This is a genomic window from Niallia sp. WK069_GA_01 (assembly GCF_983173855.1).
In genome coordinates this window covers 2074246-2091878 of record NZ_OZ470138.1, presented here as the reverse complement: position 1 = coordinate 2091878, position 17633 = coordinate 2074246, and the positions used below count along the sequence as shown (strand labels likewise).

Genomic DNA, 17633 nt, shown 5'->3' with positions numbered 1-17633 from the left:
TTCTACCTCTCCCTTAAACTTCTTATTTATTTCTTTTTCTTATGTAATTATATTCAGAAATAGTATTCCCTCAAAATAATATTTTTTGAATATAAGCAAAATGAAAGCCTATCTAGAACATTCTACCATAATTAAAATTATCCTTCACTACTCGAAAGATCTGAAGATGATTTATTTTTATTTTGTTTAATTTTTTTTGTTCGAATCTCATTTTCTTCATAGGAAATCGTGTAGCCAACAAACACCCCATATAAAATATAAAGACATATAGAAGTAATCATTGTATCTCTTTTCAATTTTAAGAAAGGATCCATGCTTGGAAAGATTGGATTTAAAACGATATACACAAGCGCAAACAAGGCAATCCCAAATCCGATGCCTGCCCATATTGTCTTAAATTTCTTTAAAGTAAGATAATAGGCAAATGCAGCTCCTGTAGAAAAAAAGCCGATAATCACTATACTAATAATAGTTCCTAGCGCCCTTCTTTTCCAATCGCCAAGAGCCCACGGTTCTAATATAAAATTAGGTTGAATATCTGTAAAATTCAAAAAATAGCCCAAATAACCAATCAATGTCCAAAAAATCCCACCAAACATGCCTGTCCAAATAACAAGGGAGATAAAAGACATTGGTTTATCTTCATTGTTATCCTTCTTTTCCATATCATGATTTTCCTTACTCATCTTCTCGCACCTCCATAAATATTAAGTCTCCAGTCATTTATTCTTTAGTTTCGAATAAAAATAAAAAACAGGAAAATTTTTATGTATTCTTCCTTAAAGTTTATTTGATTTCGGCAGAATATTAGTCTTAGTATCACCGTTTTTATTGTGTTCATTCCTATTACAAGCAAGACAGTGAAAGGAATTAGCGTGTTATGCTAGTTGTTTTGCCATATTTTTAGTAATATAGAAATAGGGTATCGCACAGCAATAGAAAACTTCTTCTTATTCTGCACAGATTCATTAAGAATTTTTGAGGATTATTTCGCTGTTTCCACCTAATTTAACCTGAGGCTGGTGTAAGTATTCATGGCAAACGAGCAAAAACCTATTTTTGGAGGGCAAGCCGTAGTAGAAGGCGTAATGTTTGGAGGAAAAAATCATTATGTAACTGCTATTAGGCGCAAAGATCAAACAATTGATTATTTTCATCTTCCAAGAAAGCATAATGAAAAACTGGCAAAATTAAAAAAAATCCCCTTTGTACGAGGTATTGTTGCCATATTTGAAGCAAGCGGAAATGGAACAAAACATTTGAATTTTTCAACAGATCGTTATGATGTAGATCCTGCAGAGGATTATAAAATAGAAGAAAAAGAACCATCAAAATTATCTATGATACTTGGCGTCGCTGCAATCGGAATTCTTTCCTTCTTATTTGGAAAATTTATTTTCACACTAGTTCCTGCTTTTTTAGCTGCTATGCTGCAGCCAATTATTAGCGGACACTTTGCGCAAATCTTATTAGAAAGCTTATTTAAATTAGTCCTGCTTATCGGCTATATCTATTTTGTTTCACTCACCCCACTTATAAAACGAGTATTTCAATATCATGGTGCGGAACATAAAGTTATTAATTGTTATGAAAATGGATTAGAATTAACCGTTGACAATGTTCAAAAGCAGTCTCGCCTTCATTATCGATGCGGCAGTAGTTTTATTTTATTTACTGTTTTTGTTGGACTGTTTTTATATTTATTATTCCCAACTGATTCTCTAGTGGAAAGAATGCTAAGCAGAATCGCGTTAATTCCAGTTGTGCTAGGGATTTCTTTTGAAGTGCTTCAAGTAACAAATAAATTAAGAAATGTACCTGTATTAAAATATTTAGGATTGCCAGGGTTATGGCTGCAGCTTTTGACTACAAAAGAGCCAAATGATGACCAGGTTGAGGTAGCCATTCTTTCTTTTAATGAGCTATTGCGCCATGAAAAAGAAACAATCGCTTAAGATATATGCTTTCTATGGGGCAATACTTAAGTCTTCTCGGAGTAAACTCCTGCGAGGTCTCATCTGTTTTGCAATTCCCGTAGGAGTCTTCGGTTCATAGGCTATAGTTATCTTCTTTTATTTTTTTAATTGTCATTTATTATTAGCAATTTATTTAAAAATGAATAAACTTTTTGTAATTACCGTTTAAAAGTTTAAAAAAATGCTCATCATGCTCTTAGGGAGGTGGCTTTTTTGAAGAATCGAATTTCATTAGTAGTCATCAGTATTCTGGTTTTATTTGCTTTCTTTGGATTAGTATCATGGATTGCTGAGAACCCAATAGGATTGTTAAAGAATCTTGCTGTATTTTTAGTAATTGGATTTGCCCTTTGGTTGATTTTTCGAAGCTCTTATAAAGCTAATCCTGAAAAGAAAGAACAACGGGCATTTGTAAAAGCTGCTAAAAAATCTAAAAAAAGATGGCAGTTTAAAGAAAAATCTTCACTTAGACAAGTAAGCGGTAAAAGCATAAATACTGGTAAAGCCAAAAAGCATAAGCGAAATACAAGTGCTGCACATTTAACAGTCATAGAAGGAAAAAAAGGAAAAAAGAAGAATCGAGCTTCTTTATAAGAAATACTTAGAATGATTTTATCCTTTTAAACATCGTTGTAAGTAAGAAAAGCGTAAGTTCCTTGTCAGCCTCGAAGAAAAATTTTCTCCTGACTCAAAAAGTTTTTTTAAACTTTTAGGAGGCAATACTCACAGGGGCTAGGCGCTTCTTTAAATGAAAAAATCACGAAGAGAAATTTTCTTCGTGATTTTTTTATAGAACGCCACATAATTGCAGACTCTCGATTAGTCCGCAGCCAGCACACACTTCGCTTTCCTGCGGGCGAGCGTCGAGCCTCCTCGCTATACGCTGCGGGGTCTCGTCTTTCTCGCATTCCCGCGGGAGTCTTCGTGTATGCTGGCTGCTCCCTGCTACAAATTTAGTTGCATTGATGTATGTCTGAACTGATTTTTTATTACTTTTCATTCACTTGCTTATTTTTAGTGCTTAACTTTATGATAGCAGACTGCTTATTATTTTTTTCTAACCAAAAGGAACTAAAATTTTTATAATAACTTTTTTCCTACTTTTTGTTAATACGTCCATTTTTTAAAAAAAGTATTGGCACAATCTCTTCCTAATTGAATTAATTCTTCTTTTTTTTCTTTTGTTAAGGAAAACTCTGTTGACACAACTCCTTCAGTGGGAATAAAGATAATATTTTTCGCATGTTTTCTAGATATATATCGGGAGTCATGTGCATCTTTCATTGTTTCAAACATTGCGCCAAATAATTGAACTGCGTTTTTTATAATATGCTCTGGATGTTCAGAAATGTGATGACTTAATTTAACTCCTAATACTGGTCTAGTTTTCATTACATTTTCTTGATCAAATAACCACATCGGAAAGTTGCTTAATACTCCTCCATCAACAATAATACTTTTCCCCGCTCCTAATTTAACTGGTTCAAAAAAATAAGGAAGACTGCAGCTCATTCGAATAGCCTTGGCGATTGAGAAATAGCGTGGATCGATTCCATACTTAGGAAGATCATCCGGCAATACAACCAACACACCATTTGATATGTCAGAAGCAATAAACCTTAAAGATTGTAGAGGCACATCGGCAAATGTGCGCAAACCTTTTGCTGCTAATTTTTCCTCCAGCCATTTTTCCAACTCATTTCCTTTATACAACCCGAGCTTCCAATAGATAAATATCCACTTTGCAATAGGAAAAGGGATGAGTAACTTTCGCTCATCCATAAAAGACCGTAAATCCAAATTCTCTAATAAACTCTTGATTTCTTCACTAGTGTATTTTGCGGCAATAAAGGCTGCAACGATGCTTCCTGCACTTGTGCCCGCAAGCCTTGTGAACTGAAAACCCTTCTGTTCCACAACTTCATATGCGCCTATCAACGCAAGCCCTTTAATGCCACCACCTGAAAACACTCCGTCTATGTACATAGTCACTCCCCCTTATTTAGTGCATTGTTACACTTTAAGCAGAAGTGCTGTAAAATAGTACAAATTTATCCTACTTTTTTCTAGACGATTTCCTCAGTCCAACTCCAGATTATGTACATATGCTAACAAGAAAAGATAAATGACTATAGAGGAGGGCTACAAAATGAATCAACAAGTATTATTTCAACAAGATCTGAGAAGACCTGGATTCGGAGGTCCCGGATTTGGAAGACCTGGGTTTGGAAGACCTGGATTCGGCCGGCCTGGGTTTGGTTTTGGAGGACCTGGGTTTGGAATAGGATTAGGTGGAGCATTTCTTGGAGGCTTAGCAACAGCAGCACTATTAAGCCCAAATGTTTATGGTGGTGGATATCCTCCATATGGCTATCCTTACGGTTATGGATATCCAGGCGGCTATTATTATTAAGCAATGCTACTTTTTCGATAAAATAAAAGGACAGCAGGAAGCAACTATTTTCCTTCTGTCCTTTCTTTCGTTACGTAAAATAAGAAACTTCTGCTTCAGGGAAAAATTCAGCCGCATATTGACGTATCGTTGATTCTAAGTCATTTGCTTCATCATCTTTATACACATATTTTCCAATTCCATATCTTCCCCATTTATATTTTCGCTTTTCTTCATCCATTTCTAGCTTTGTTTTTGGATAGCGTTTTGCAATTACCTTTTTTGCAGGTTTCGTAAAACGATGCTGAATTAATTCAAAAGTTAAATCGTTTATCTTTGTATCCTTTAAACTAAGAGCCAAACGCTGAAACAATTCGTAATATCCTTCTCGCCAGTTTTCATGCAAATAAATCGGTGCAACAATAAAACCTAATGGGTAACCTGCATTCGCAACCTTTCTTGCTGCTTCTAATCGTTCATCAAAAGAAGAAGTTCCTGGTTCAAAGTTTTTTATTACATATCGCGAGTTAACACTAAAACGAAATCTTGTTTTTCCATTATGTTTTGCATCTAATAAATGGTCCACATGATGATATTTTGTTACAAAACGCAGCTGACCTGTTTCTGATTTTCCAAAATGCTCAATTGTCTTCTTTAAAGAATGTGTTAAATGATCCAATCCTACAATATCTGAGGTACATGCTGCTTCAAAACGAGTAATCTGATCACCACGTTCTTTCATATAAGCATCTGCCTGATCAAATATTTCTTCTAAATTCACATATGTTCGTATATATGGCTTGCTTCCTAATGTCGTTTGTAAATAACAATAATGACAATGGCCCATGCAGCCGGTCGCTAACGGAATAGCATATTCAGCAGAAGGTTTTGATGTTTCAAATTTTAACGTTTTTCTTATTCCAACAACTAAAGTTGATTTTGCATTACGATATTGCTGCAATTCATTATCCCCGGGGATGCCCCGTACTTGATTATGGGAGGTGGTTTCTCTAATCTCCAAACCCATTTTTTCAAATTTCTCTTTTAATTCTCTTCCTAAGGAATATTCTAACGCTTTCGGTTCTATATAAACTAATTGGGGTACAAATGGTTTCATAGAAGTTAGCCCCTTTCATCATTTCTAATTTACAACTATGTATTATTAATGTGAGCTAAAAATAAAAAAAGAGGACAGGGAAATATCCCCATCTTTAGCTTTATCATAAAGTTTATTCAAAAACATCTTACAAACCCACAATTCACCTTAAATGAAAAGTCCCCGTTTTGAACAAAAGATTGATCAAAACGGGGACTTTATTTGTGAAACCTTACACATATTTTGAAAAAAAGTTTGATGATTTTCTAGCTGTAATTTTCAACAATTGCTTCCGTTTGTGGAATATTAGTTTTTTTCCTTAGTAACGTTGTACTGTGTAATAAATTAATCTGTTGATTTTCGTCGTGCTTATTCAACATTAGTACCTTTTAACATCCATAAAGCACAATATATATATCCGCGGTCATTTCCTTGACGCTCCATTTCACCTCATACAAATTTTTCTAGTGTTTTATCGGTTTATAGGTATTGAAAAGCCGAATATTATCTGGACGAATGACATTATTATCCCCTCTGAAAAATAAAATGCATTTTCAAGATGGAAAGTAAACTTGACATTTATTGCGTTACTGGATATACTCCCCTTATGTAAAGCAAACTTTCCATAAGGAGGGTGAACAGGTGAAAAACCGTTTAGAAAAAATCCGTAAACAACGCGGAATTAATCAAGAAGAATTAGCAAAGGCTCTTGAAGTATCAAGGCAAACTATCGGTTCACTGGAAAACGGACGTTATAACCCATCGATTCTTTTAGCATTCAAGATTGCACGTTTTTTTGGTATGACTATTGAAGAAATCTTTATTTATGAGGAGGACGAAAAGGTATGAAAAAATCTATTTCCGCTTATATTCTTACCGCTATAGGTGTCGGACTACTAATAGGTGGTCTGTACTTCATCAAAACAATTGAAGATCCACAAGGTATGCTAGTAGCAATGCCTTATATCTGTGTTGGGGTGGGCTGTGTTATTTTTGGTCACGGTATAGGAGAAATAATCCTTCAACACGCTATGAAAAGTGCTCCTGCCGCAGCAAAACAACTGGAGATAGACACGAAAGATGAGCGTAATTTAGCAATCGCAAATCAGGCAAAAGCGAAAGCATATGACATGATGGTTTTTGTGTTTGGAGCGTTATTCTTTTCAATTGCCTTGATGGGTACAGATTTAATAGTGGTATTGCTATTGTTTTTTTCTTATCTGTTTATTGTTGCATATTGCACTTATTACCGCTTCAAGTACGATAAAGAGATGTAATGAAATTCATGTACTTTTTTAGGAGTAATGCAAAAGAGGTGATAACTATGACACACGAGGCTAAAAAGTTAATACCCGGATTAGGCTCTCTAGTTAAGATACAACCCGACGAGGTTAGTTTTCAGATAGAACACCAAGCTAATTCTACTGCAACTACATTACCTGAGTTAGTAGCAGACTTTAACAAGCTATTAGTAAAGCTCCAAGAAGCAGGTATTATGACGAATCAATAGTCCATCATTAGTTCAAGCGCATAGCCTCTAGCTTATTCAGAATATAACAATGACAGAAATGAATGGACATATTATTATAATTGCTCGTGCAGATTCAATTGTTTTATCTGATGAACAAAGTGCGTTGGATTTTTTTAATGACTCTTAGTAGCGAAACCGGCAGTAACCGAATTACACGAAACAAAGATGGAATTTCAGAAGAATTCTTTAATCTCCATACAAAACTCGCAGGCGGTATCCTTTAAAAATTCATTAACTACAAAATTAAATTTGCAATCTTTGAGGATTTTTCTTCTTATACTAGTAAATCACTTAAAGCTTTCATTTATATTCCACTAAATAAGGTTATATTTTTTAAAATTCTTAGACGCCCGCCCATGGAAAGCGAAGTGTATGCAGGCTGCGGACCCCATTGAGTGAGCCAAAGCCTATTTTCAGGGTAAGACACCCATGCAAACAAATTTGCACCATGAAGAATCAAAATAGGCAGTTTAATAAGATTGTTGTTAGTATACGAGCAGGGAGCAGCCGGAATACACGAAGACTCCTATGGGATTTGCGGGACAGGCGAGACCCCGCAGGAGCATGCTCCGAGTTATAATGAACGAAACTAGCCCCATACTCGTAATTTCGTAGGTTAATTTGGCAATAATGTTTATGAACTAAAAACAAAAAAACCAAATCAGTGCTACATTACGGAAGGAGCTAGTTCTATTATGAAGGATACCACAAAATTTGTAGGTTTAGACGTATCAAAAGAAAAAATTGCCGTTGCTATTGCAGAAGAAGGTAGAGAAGAACCAAGATATTATGGAATGATTGTTCATACACCTGAAGCGATTAAAAAGTTAATGAAAAAACTAGGAGAGCCAAGTACTTTAAGAGTTTGTTATGAAGCGGGTCCAACGGGATATCCATTATATCGATTACTAACTGCTTTAGGTATTCATTGTGAAGTGATTGCTCCATCTTTAATACCACAAAGACCGGGAGAACGTATTAAAACAGACCGTAGAGACTCTATTCGTCTTGCCCAGTTATATCGTGCAGGAGAATTAACTTCTGTTTATGTTCCGACTCCAGAAGATGAAGCACTTCGAGATCTAGTGCGAGCACGAGAAGATGCGAAAGAAGACGAGCTGAGAACCAAGCATCGTTTAAGTAAGTTTTTATTACGGAATAATATTTATCCACCTGTTGGAGTGAATAAATGGACAAGAAAATATCGAGATTGGCTAGATACGTTAAAGTTTTCCAATTCCAATTTACAATTAGTTTTTCAAGAATATTATCATCAATTAAAGGAGTTGGAACAGCGGGTAAAAAGATTCGAAGAGGAAATGCAAATACAGGCATTGGAAGGAGTTCATGCCCCTATTATTCAAACTTTACAAGGACTAAGAGGCGTTGCACTGGTTACAGCGACAAGTCTTGCGGCGGAAATTGGATCGTTTAAACGTTTCCCAAATCCTAAGCAAATGATGGCTTATGTAGGATTGATTCCAAGTGAATTCTCAAGTGGAGAAAGACGTCGACAAGGAGCTATTACCAAATCAGGAAATCGTCACGTTCGCCGATTGTTAATCGAGTCGGCTTGGAGTTATCTTCGTCAGCCGGCCGTAAAAGGAAATTTAAAAAAACGACTAGAACCTTTATCACCGTCTATTCAAGCAATATCCTGGAAAGCGCAAAATCGTCTGCATAAAAAATATTATCGATTAGTATCTAGAGGAAAAGAAAGTAATAAAGCAATTGTTGCCGTTGCTAGAGAATTAGCTGGCTTTATCTGGGCTATTACGCAAGAAGTAGAAGAAATTCCAAAACATTAATGTTACCAAACGAAAGAAAGTAGAGGAAGAGAAAGAAAAATAGATACATGAGAATAGGGCTCGAAGGCAAAGAGAAATACCGGAAAGGATAACCCACGTGCCTCCTCTGTGCTATATCATTCGTTGATTAACGCACGTCCCGAGTTAGTGGAAAGACCTTTATACGGAAAGATAAAATGTGAAAACCCACGAATATCAGAATGCTAACCGCAGGATGAAATTTTTGCCTTCGTGCCGTGTCCTTACTATCTATTCTAATCAATCAGAAAGGAGGAAGTATAAGTATATCACGATTTCTTCTTTAGCTTAAAAAAGTATCTCCTATCTTAGAATGGCAGTCAAGGAAAGCACTTGACAGCCATTCTAAGATAGGAAGTTCGGTTGGTAAGCTAAAAAAGGAAACTTGTAGCCACTAAGGCTCATCGATACACGAACAGTCAAGAAGCCTAAAATCGCTTCTCTTCTTAAAGTTACCCAAAAATAACCTATCTAGTAGTGGAGAGTGGGAGACTTGACAGTTTCGTTCATATCAGGAGGCTCGGCGCCCGCCCCATGGAAAGCGAAGTGTATGCAGGCTGCGGACCCCATTGAAAAAGCAACCCTATTTTCAGGGTAGACACCCATGAAAAGAAACAGCTTCCTATTTTGTTATATGACCTAAGTTTAAAGCAGAGAGCAGGTGGCATACACGAAGACTCCCGTGGGAATGCGAGAAAGACGAGACCCTGCAGGAGCATAGCGACGAAGCGGCTCGGCACTCGCCCACAGGAAAGCGTAGTGTATTCCACCTGCGGAACCTTTTTTTCAGGATAGCATTTTACAAAACAACCTTATCTGCGGAAATTCCATTCATCACTTTCATATCTCTCTTTCGCCAATTTCTCCACATAATCTACTTGTTCTTTCGTAAGCTCATAAGGCTCCAAATCAATATGAAGCCCCTCTTCAAAACCTTGCTTAAAAGCCACTTTTGCCATATCAATCGTAATATTTTTTGTTGTTAAATTGTTAATAGCAACCGCTTTTTCTTTAAAAGCTCTTTGCATTCTTTCTTTCACACGATCATTCGGATATTTAAACAATTGAAATAACTTGTCTTCATCTAAATCCAAAAGGATAGAGCCATGCTGCAAAATAACCCCTTTTTGTCGAGTCTGTGCACTTCCTGCAACTTTTCTTCCTTCGACAACAAGTTCATACCAGCTCGGCGCATCAAAACAAACAGCAGATCTAGGATTTTTCAAACTATTTTTTTGTTCCTCCGTTTTTGGTACAGAGAAGTAAGCTTCCAACCCTAACAGATGAAACCCTTTCAAGATCCCTTCCGATATTACCCTATATGCTTCCGTAACGGTTTTAGGCATTTCAGGATGATCTTCTGACACGATAACACTATACGTTAATTCATGTTCGTGAAGAACCCCTCTGCCACCCGTAGGTCTTCTGACAAAACCAAGATTCAAATCTCTTACTGCATCCAAATTAATTTCTTTTTCAACTTTTTGAAAATACCCAATAGAAAGTGTTGCAGGGTTCCATCCATAAAAACGAATGACAGGTGGAAAATCTCTGGTAGAATGCCATTCTAGCAATGCTTCATCTAAAGCCATATTAAAAGAAGCCGAACGATTCCCTGTATCAATAAATCTCCATATTTCTTTTGCCATTTTTACCCCTTCTTCACTTTACATAGTATGTATGCTAAACAGGATTTAAGTTTATCAAAAAGGAGATTAGTTGAAAAGCAAGTCGACTTTTTCCCTTACAGCTCCGAGGAGTAAACTTTGATAAAAAAATGTGAAAGATGTTAAAGTAACTTATTCACATGTAAAAATTTACCATTGTCATTTTCGTCCTTTTTACCAAAAAAGACAAGCCAATTTCGTCATTTCCATTGTGAAATTGTGGATAACTACTTTTCTCTTTCCCAACACCACATCCTTTTGTTATAATTATGGCACTAGGTAAATCTAATTTGCATTGGTTTTCCCAGTTGTACTATATCCTCGTTTGTTAGTGTTTGCCCGCGCAAGGCTTCTAACAGTCGCGAGGATATTTCTTTTACCGTTTTTTTGACGCGCTTCAATGCTTTCGACCCTTGCTCATGAAGCACCATTATGATTTCTGTAATCTGGGCCAATAAATAATGATTTTTCATGGCATTGTAATTTTTACTGCTTGCGTGTTGAATGTGATAGCGTAGGTTTTTTTGTCTGTTAAATCCCTCGTTTTCTATTTTCCAACGGCTTCGTCCAGTGTTAACGAGCCTTTTGGCATTCTTTTTTGTGATTTTTATGTTGGTAAGGAAAAGAAACTTTTGTTTTCCCTTTTTCGTCTCCATTTCGTATTCCAGCACACTTTGTTGATGTTCCCTATAAACAATTCCGTTCACCCAAGTAATTCTTCCTTGTTGGCTATCTTCATTTATATTCAAGACATTGTCTTCCATATTTTTTAATACCTGAAACTCACTGGCAATACTTTTGATGCGATCTTCCTTGAATCGAAATAAATAGTTCCACTTATATTTCTTGCATTGGTTAAAGACCTTTTCACACGCATAAAGACTATCGGCAATGATACAGATGGGCAGCCGTTTGAATGTGTCTTTAAGTCTTGTAGCCAATCGATAAAAAGCATTTAGTTCACAATCTTGTTTCTCCACGTCTTCCGATTCATTTTCAATAAATTCTGAGTCAACACTCAGCACCATATCTCCAACAACCAATTTAGCTTCTAGGACGTGATGCATATAGATGGTCTTTGTTTTTTCTTCACCCGTTTCCTTATCCTTTTCCTTGTAATTTCGTCTCAAGCAGTGGTCACAATGCTTTTCATTAAACGTGAAAATGCCTGTACCATCAATGATAACGCCCCAATATTTCCCCTCAATCCGATAAGAATCAAAGCACCTCTTTTTCAATAATTCTTTGATCATGTACGTTCGGATATGTTCAAGTTCTGCTGGTTTCAACCGAGAAAGAAAATTATTGATTGTGTCATAGTGGGGTAATTCTTCCAAATGTTCAATCCCTAAAATTTTTCCTATATTTTCAATGCACTCGTCCTTGTTGAATTCATTCGTCATTTCACGCATGCTTTTTAGATTACAGGTGTTTTTTAAAATAACCATCATCAAAAGGACTTCTGGGTCATAAATGGTATAGCCCTGGTGTCTTGGATCCTTTACTTTTTTAAGCAACTTATTAAAATCTTTAAAAAAGTGTTTCTGCGTTTTCAGAAACTCGAATAAAAAGTTTATCCCTTTTTCTTTATCACGTTTGTCTTTTCTAGTTATCATAAAAAAAATCCTCCCAAATATCAATATAATAGGGTTTTGTATATCCTAATTATCCTATATTTGGCGAGTGTTAGGTGGAATTATCTCGAAAAACTTTTACTCTTCAGAGCTGTTTCCCTTACTCTATTATTGAAAGAAAAACGAAATCAGCAGCTGTTCATAAGGAGTAAACGGTTGATTTATTTGCTAATAGTTTCTGTTTTAATAGGCAAACGAGCCTTGCACTGTCTTTATTTCCGTTCTATAACCTGTTTATATAAAAACATGACCAAACAATAAGATAAAGATGCTAGCGTTTTCTAGTTGTATGTAAACTTTCCTTCTCAAAAGAAAAGTATTTTCTTTACTACTGGAAGGGTTCACTTATATAATAGAAGAAGTGCAAGATAAGGAAAGGAGAAATGAGCATTGCAACCGATTTATACGCTTCTAGTAGTAGTAGCAGCCGTTATCGTTTATTCGGTAACTAAATGGCTTTATCAACGTAGAATAGTAAAAACAATAACAGAAGAAGAGTTTCGCCAAGGATACAGAAAGGCACAATTAATAGACGTAAGAGAACCTAATGAGTTTGAAGCTGGTCACGTTCTTGGTGCTAGAAATATTCCTTTATCTCAATTAAAGATGAGAAAAGGAGAAATACGTTCGGATAAACCAGTCTATTTATATTGTCAAAACGGTATGCGCAGCGGTAGAGCCGCAGAGTTCCTACACCGAAAAGGCTATAAGCAGCTTACACAATTACAGGGCGGCTTTAAAAAATGGTCTGGAAAAGTAAAAACGAAAAAATAATAGCCACAGTGGTTATTCTATATAGAACAAGTAGAGGGAAATCCAGTTGGAATCCCTCTTTTCGTTTGCATTATATTATGTTTAAAACTGAAGTATGACTGCATAAATACAGGCTGATTGAAAAGGTCTATCCATCGAGGCTGGCAGGATGCTAGTCAATCGAAAAAAACATAAGAACGTAGTGAACTTAGTCGATATTCCTTTAGTCGCTTCTCCCCGTTTTTGGGTAATGAGCACCGCAAAAATGAGGAGAAACGAAGTGGGATATTTTTCGTGCAGCCCCAGTAAGAATAGCTTTATTGCCGACTTTTCCCCTTATCCTTTTACATAGCGCAACACTGGTTTTCTGGCAGCCAACGTTTCATCTAATCTGCCTATTATTGTTGTATGAGGTGCTTCTTGCACTACTTCAGGAGTATCTTCCGCTTCTTTTGCAATTTGTATCATTGCATCAATAAACTGATCTAATGTTTCTTTAGACTCGGTTTCCGTTGGCTCAATCATAATACACTCTTCTACATTAAGAGGGAAATAAATGGTTGGCGGATGATAACCGAAATCGAGGAGCCTTTTGGCAATATCAAGTGTACGAACTCCTAGTTTCTTTTGACGTCTTCCACTTAATACAAATTCATGTTTACAATGTCGATCAAATGGAAGATCATAAAATGCTGCCAATCTTCTCATCATATAATTTGCATTTAAAACCGCATTTTCTGTAACGGCTTTTAATCCATCTGGACCCATGGAACGGATATACGTATAGGCACGAACATTAATTCCAAAGTTTCCATAAAAAGGTTTTACCCTTCCAATCGATTGAGGGCGATTATAATCAAAAACATATTCTTCTCCCGCTTTTGTAATAATCGGTTTTGGTAAAAATGGAATTAAATCTGCTTTTACTCCAACTGGTCCTGACCCTGGTCCGCCGCCGCCATGAGGACCTGTAAAGGTTTTATGCAAATTTAAATGCACCACATCAAATCCCATATCTCCAGGTCTGGCTTTCGATAATACGGCATTTAAATTGGCACCGTCATAATACAATTTCCCGCCGGCATTGTGAACAATATCCGCCATTTCAAGAATATTTTCTTCAAATAATCCAAGCGTGTTCGGATTTGTCAGCATCAGAGCAGCAGTATCATCTCCAACTACTCTTTTTAGATCCTCTAAATCTACTAATCCATTTTCATTTGACTTAACGGTGATTGTTTCAAATCCGGCAACAGTAGCAGATGCTGGATTTGTGCCATGTGCAGAATCTGGAACAATTACCTTTGTACGATTGCTATCACCATTTGCTTCATGAAAGGCACGAATCATCATTAATCCAGTCCATTCACCATGAGCGCCTGCTGCTGGCTGAAGAGTAACTTCATCCATACCAGTAATCTCTACCAAATGCTGCTGCAGGTCATACATAAGCTCTAATGCACCTTGTATAGAACTCTCGTCTTGTAATGGATGAATATGAGCAAAGCCACTAAAACGGGCAACATTCTCATTCATTTTCGGATTATATTTCATCGTACAAGATCCTAGAGGATAAAAACCAGAATCAAGGCCATGGTTTCTTTTTGATAAAGCTGTGTAATGACGCATAATATCTAATTCAGAAGCCTCTGGCAATTCAGGATTCGTTTTTCGTACATAATCAATTGGCAATAAATCAGATAATTCGACTTCAGGAATATCCATTTCTGGCAGACTGTAGCCAATACGTCCAGGTGTACTGCTTTCAAATATTAGTGCTTGATGTTGATTATGCATGGTAATCCTCCAATTCTTTTACAAATTCATCTATTTCCTCTTTTGTTCTTAGTTCCGTTACCGCAACAAGCATATGGTTTTCTAATTCCGAATAGTCTCTTCCTAAATCATACCCGCCAATTATGCCTTTTTTTAGAAGCTCTTTATTGATAGCGGCAACTGGTGCATTACAATGTACAATAAATTCATTAAAGGAGTGTCCGTCTAAAGCAATAGAAAAACCAGCTTCTTTTAATTTCGTTTTCGCATAATGAGCTTTTTGCAAATTAGCAGCCGCCATTTCTTTTACCCCATTTTTACCAAGTGCTGTCATTGCTACAGACGCAGCTAAAGCATTAAGAGCCTGATTGGAGCAGATATTAGATGTTGCTTTATCACGACGTATATGCTGTTCCCTAGCCTGTAATGTAAGTACAAATCCTCTTTTGCCTTCTTCATCGACCGTTTGCCCAACCAGTCTTCCTGGCACTTTGCGCATTAATTTAGATGTAACCGCAAAATAGCCACAATGCGGCCCCCCAAATGCTGCTGGAATTCCAAATACTTGAGCATCCCCAACTACTATATCTGCGTTGAAATTGCCAGGAGGCGCTAATATACCTAAAGCGAGCGGGTTGCTTGACACAACAAACATTGCTTTATGAGCATGAATTACTTCTTCCAACTCTTTTAATGGCTCTATTCTGCCAAAAAAATTAGGGTATTGAATCATGACAGCTGCCACCGTGTCATCCATTAATTCCTCTAATGCATCCATATCTGTGATTCCATCTTTGTATGGAACTTCTACTACTTCAATGTATTGGCCTTTTGCATATGTTTTTACAACTTCCTTTGCTTCAGGATGGACCGTACTGGAAACAAGAATTTTTTTTCTTCTAGTCGCACCAGCACTAAGCATTCCAGCTTCTGCAAGGGCTGTAGCTCCATCATACATAGAAGAATTGGCCACATCCATTCCAGTTAATTCACAAATCATTGTTTGAAATTCAAAAATTGCCTGTAGCTCTCCTTGTGAGATTTCCGGCTGATAAGGAGTATACGCAGTATAAAATTCTGATCGAGAAATAACATGGTCAACTATTACAGGAGTATAGTGATCATATACACCTGCCCCTAAGAATGACACATTTGATTTAGAGTCAGCATTTTTTTGAGCAAGTCTGCTTAACTCTTTTAATAAGGCAGATTCACTTTTAGCAGGCTTGATCTTGTATTCTCCTTGAAAACGGACCTTTTCTGGAATATCTGTAAAAAGCTCATCCACAGAGTCTACTCCAATACTTTCTAACATAGCTTTTTTATTTTCTTCTGTCATTGGTAAGTAGCGATGCTTCATCTGTTTAACTCCTCCTAATATTAAGCCTTTTTTCTCTTATAAAATGGGGTTGCTACAACTTTTGCTTTCACCAATTTCCCTCTTATTTCCACATCTATCTCTTGATCAAGCACTGCATATTCTTTCTTTAATAATGCAAGCCCTATATTTTTCTTTAATGTCGGCGATTGGGTTCCAGTTGTCACTTCTCCTATCTCTTCACCATTTGCATAAACTTTATAGCCATGTCTTGGAATGCCTCTATCCAGCATCTCAATACCTGCAAGTTTGCGAGGAACACCGTTTTCCTTCTGTTCTTTTAGTGTTGCTTTCCCAATAAAGTCTGCTTCTTTATTCAATTTAACCGCAAAAGCAATTCCTGCTTCTAACGGAGAGATATCAGCTGATAATTCCTGGCCATACAATGCAAGTGTCGCTTCAAATCGCAATGTATCTCGTGCTCCTAAGCCACATGGAAGCAAACCAAATTCTTTACCGGCTGCTACTATTTCTTTCCATAAAAAAGCTGCATCTTCGCTATTGCAATAAACCTCAAATCCATCTTCTCCTGTATAACCTGTACGTGATAACAGTACTTCTTTGCCTGCAAGTAATTGTTTTTGTTGAAATTGAAAATAACCAATAGCTGCAGTGTCAATTTGATCATTCATTTTTTTGATCACTGCCTCTGCAAGCGGACCTTGAAGTGCTAATTGGGCATAATCTTCTGACAAATTAACCAATTCTACTTGATCGATTACATGTTTTTTCATCCATGCAAAGTCCTTCTCGATATTAGATGCATTTACAATTAATAAATAGTGATTATCAGCTAATTTATATGTTAGTAAATCATCGACTGTTCCGCCATTTTCATAACACATAGCAGAATATTGAGCACCGCCATCATTTATTTTGGACACGTCATTCGTTAAAATTTTTTGCAGGTAGGCTAAGCTTCTCTTTCCTTTTACTTCTATTTCTCCCATATGAGAAACATCAAATAAACCAACCTTTGTACGAACTGCTTCATGTTCTTCTTTTATACTAGAAAATTGAACAGGCAAATCCCATCCACCAAAATCAATAATTTTCCCTCCATATTGTTTATAGAGATCATACAAAGGTGTACGCTTTTGTACAGTCATTCTCACCAGCTCCTCTTCCTTGAGATATTTGTTTTACAATCGAGAGGTTTCCTATTTTCGAAAAATTCCCACAAAAAAGGACAGAGACCTCCCTTAATACATTAAGTAAGGTCTCTGTCCTTGCACCTGAAAGTTTACCGAAATCGGCTGTCCCCTTTGGTGGCTGTAAAATATTTTCAAACAGCACTCTCCAGAGCTGCGTCAAAATAGAGTTCTTTTGCCTGAGAGATTCACAAAATAGATTGTTTGCTCCTTCGGCGCTACAAAAGTAGTCTCTCCCCTATTTCTCATCCGCATTATAAAATTATTTCTATTGGTCATACTAGTACTAACTATTACCTGAAAATATAGTTTGTTTGTATTATCTTTATTTTTGTTTCGCTTTCTCGTTTTATACTATTTCTATTAACAAGAAAAAACGATTGATTAGAACTGCTTTTATAGATTTTGTTCATGTTTTACGATAAAAAGCATTATTTTGTGACAATTTTCAAA

Annotated in this window: 16 protein-coding genes, 1 pseudogene and 1 riboswitch; of the genes and pseudogenes, 9 read left to right on the top strand and 8 right to left on the bottom strand. The window is 36.5% G+C overall.

Annotated features, from left to right (window positions below):
• Positions 1 to 137: 137 nt before the first annotated feature.
• Positions 138 to 686 (bottom strand): YqhR family membrane protein, encoded by a 549-nt coding sequence (locus tag AC5LWL_RS09990; RefSeq protein ID WP_493434174.1) that lies wholly within the window; start codon positions 684 to 686, stop codon positions 138 to 140.
• A 348-nt stretch (positions 687 to 1034) separates the two neighbouring features.
• Here AC5LWL_RS09990 and AC5LWL_RS09985 point away from each other — a divergent pair, with 348 nt between their 5' ends.
• Together AC5LWL_RS09985 and AC5LWL_RS09980 are read left to right on the top strand one after the other, a co-directional pair.
• Entirely contained in the window at positions 1035 to 1955 is a 921-nt protein-coding gene (locus AC5LWL_RS09985) for a DUF1385 domain-containing protein (protein WP_493434173.1), read from the top strand.
• A gap of 225 nt (positions 1956 to 2180) precedes the next feature.
• Entirely contained in the window at positions 2181 to 2570 is a 390-nt protein-coding gene (locus AC5LWL_RS09980; RefSeq protein WP_493434172.1) for an SA1362 family protein, read from the top strand.
• A 513-nt stretch (positions 2571 to 3083) separates the two neighbouring features.
• Here AC5LWL_RS09980 and AC5LWL_RS09975 read toward each other — a convergent pair.
• Positions 3084 to 3962, bottom strand: a complete 879-nt coding sequence (locus AC5LWL_RS09975; protein ID WP_493434171.1) for a patatin-like phospholipase family protein — start codon at positions 3960 to 3962, stop codon at positions 3084 to 3086.
• 163 nt (positions 3963 to 4125) lie between these two features.
• Between AC5LWL_RS09975 and ymaG the strand changes: the two genes are divergently transcribed.
• Entirely contained in the window at positions 4126 to 4389 is a 264-nt protein-coding gene (gene ymaG, locus AC5LWL_RS09970) for an inner spore coat protein YmaG (protein ID WP_493434170.1), read from the top strand.
• 70 nt (positions 4390 to 4459) lie between these two features.
• Here the strand turns inward: ymaG and splB are convergent, their stop codons facing one another.
• Positions 4460 to 5485: a spore photoproduct lyase gene (gene splB, locus AC5LWL_RS09965; protein ID WP_493434169.1), complete on the bottom strand. Its 1026-nt coding sequence runs from the start codon at positions 5483 to 5485 to the stop codon at positions 4460 to 4462.
• 621 nt (positions 5486 to 6106) lie between these two features.
• Here splB and AC5LWL_RS09960 point away from each other — a divergent pair.
• The 5 genes and pseudogenes from AC5LWL_RS09960 (at position 6107) to AC5LWL_RS09940 (ending at position 8803) form a co-directional block, all read left to right on the top strand.
• On the top strand, positions 6107 to 6313 hold the full coding sequence (locus AC5LWL_RS09960) for a helix-turn-helix transcriptional regulator (RefSeq protein WP_402821001.1): 207 nt from the start codon (positions 6107 to 6109) through the stop codon (positions 6311 to 6313).
• A complete protein-coding gene (locus AC5LWL_RS09955) occupies positions 6310 to 6741 on the top strand; it encodes a hypothetical protein (RefSeq protein WP_493434168.1) in 432 nt (143 codons plus the stop codon). Before AC5LWL_RS09960 ends, AC5LWL_RS09955 begins: the two co-directional genes overlap by 4 nt.
• A 47-nt stretch (positions 6742 to 6788) precedes the next feature.
• Positions 6789 to 6974 carry a hypothetical protein gene (locus tag AC5LWL_RS09950; protein WP_493434167.1) on the top strand — a complete coding sequence of 62 codons (186 nt, stop codon included), beginning with the start codon at positions 6789 to 6791 and terminating at the stop codon, positions 6972 to 6974.
• A gap of 110 nt (positions 6975 to 7084) precedes the next feature.
• Positions 7085 to 7390 (top strand): annotated as a pseudogene (locus AC5LWL_RS09945) (DUF4180 domain-containing protein).
• Between the two features lie 300 nt (positions 7391 to 7690).
• Complete coding sequence (locus AC5LWL_RS09940) at positions 7691 to 8803, top strand: IS110 family RNA-guided transposase (RefSeq protein WP_493432749.1); 1113 nt, start codon at positions 7691 to 7693, stop codon at positions 8801 to 8803.
• Positions 8804 to 9633: 830 nt separating this feature from the next.
• Here AC5LWL_RS09940 and AC5LWL_RS09935 read toward each other — a convergent pair.
• Positions 9634 to 10470 (bottom strand): lipoate--protein ligase family protein, encoded by an 837-nt coding sequence (locus AC5LWL_RS09935; protein WP_493434166.1) that lies wholly within the window; start codon positions 10468 to 10470, stop codon positions 9634 to 9636.
• 293 nt (positions 10471 to 10763) lie between these two features.
• Entirely contained in the window at positions 10764 to 12104 is a 1341-nt protein-coding gene (locus AC5LWL_RS09930) for a transposase family protein (RefSeq protein ID WP_493432582.1), read from the bottom strand.
• 408 nt (positions 12105 to 12512) lie between these two features.
• On the opposite strand from AC5LWL_RS09930, the gene AC5LWL_RS09925 reads away from it, so the two are divergent.
• Positions 12513 to 12896 carry a rhodanese-like domain-containing protein gene (locus tag AC5LWL_RS09925; protein WP_493434165.1) on the top strand — a complete coding sequence of 128 codons (384 nt, stop codon included), beginning with the start codon at positions 12513 to 12515 and terminating at the stop codon, positions 12894 to 12896.
• Positions 12897 to 13211: 315 nt separating this feature from the next.
• Here the strand turns inward: AC5LWL_RS09925 and gcvPB are convergent, their stop codons facing one another.
• From gcvPB to gcvT, 3 genes are read right to left on the bottom strand one after another with little or no spacing between them, the layout of a single operon-like run.
• Positions 13212 to 14672, bottom strand: coding sequence for an aminomethyl-transferring glycine dehydrogenase subunit GcvPB (gcvPB, locus tag AC5LWL_RS09920; protein ID WP_493434164.1), 1461 nt, complete (start codon positions 14670 to 14672; stop codon positions 13212 to 13214).
• Entirely contained in the window at positions 14665 to 16011 is a 1347-nt protein-coding gene (gene gcvPA / locus AC5LWL_RS09915) for an aminomethyl-transferring glycine dehydrogenase subunit GcvPA (protein WP_493434163.1), read from the bottom strand. Before gcvPA ends, gcvPB begins: the two co-directional genes overlap by 8 nt.
• 20 nt (positions 16012 to 16031) lie before the next feature.
• Complete coding sequence (gene gcvT, locus AC5LWL_RS09910; protein WP_493434162.1) at positions 16032 to 17138, bottom strand: glycine cleavage system aminomethyltransferase GcvT; 1107 nt, start codon at positions 17136 to 17138, stop codon at positions 16032 to 16034.
• Positions 17139 to 17337: 199 nt separating this feature from the next.
• Positions 17338 to 17429, bottom strand: a riboswitch (glycine riboswitch).
• Between the last annotated feature and the right edge of the window lie 204 nt (positions 17430 to 17633).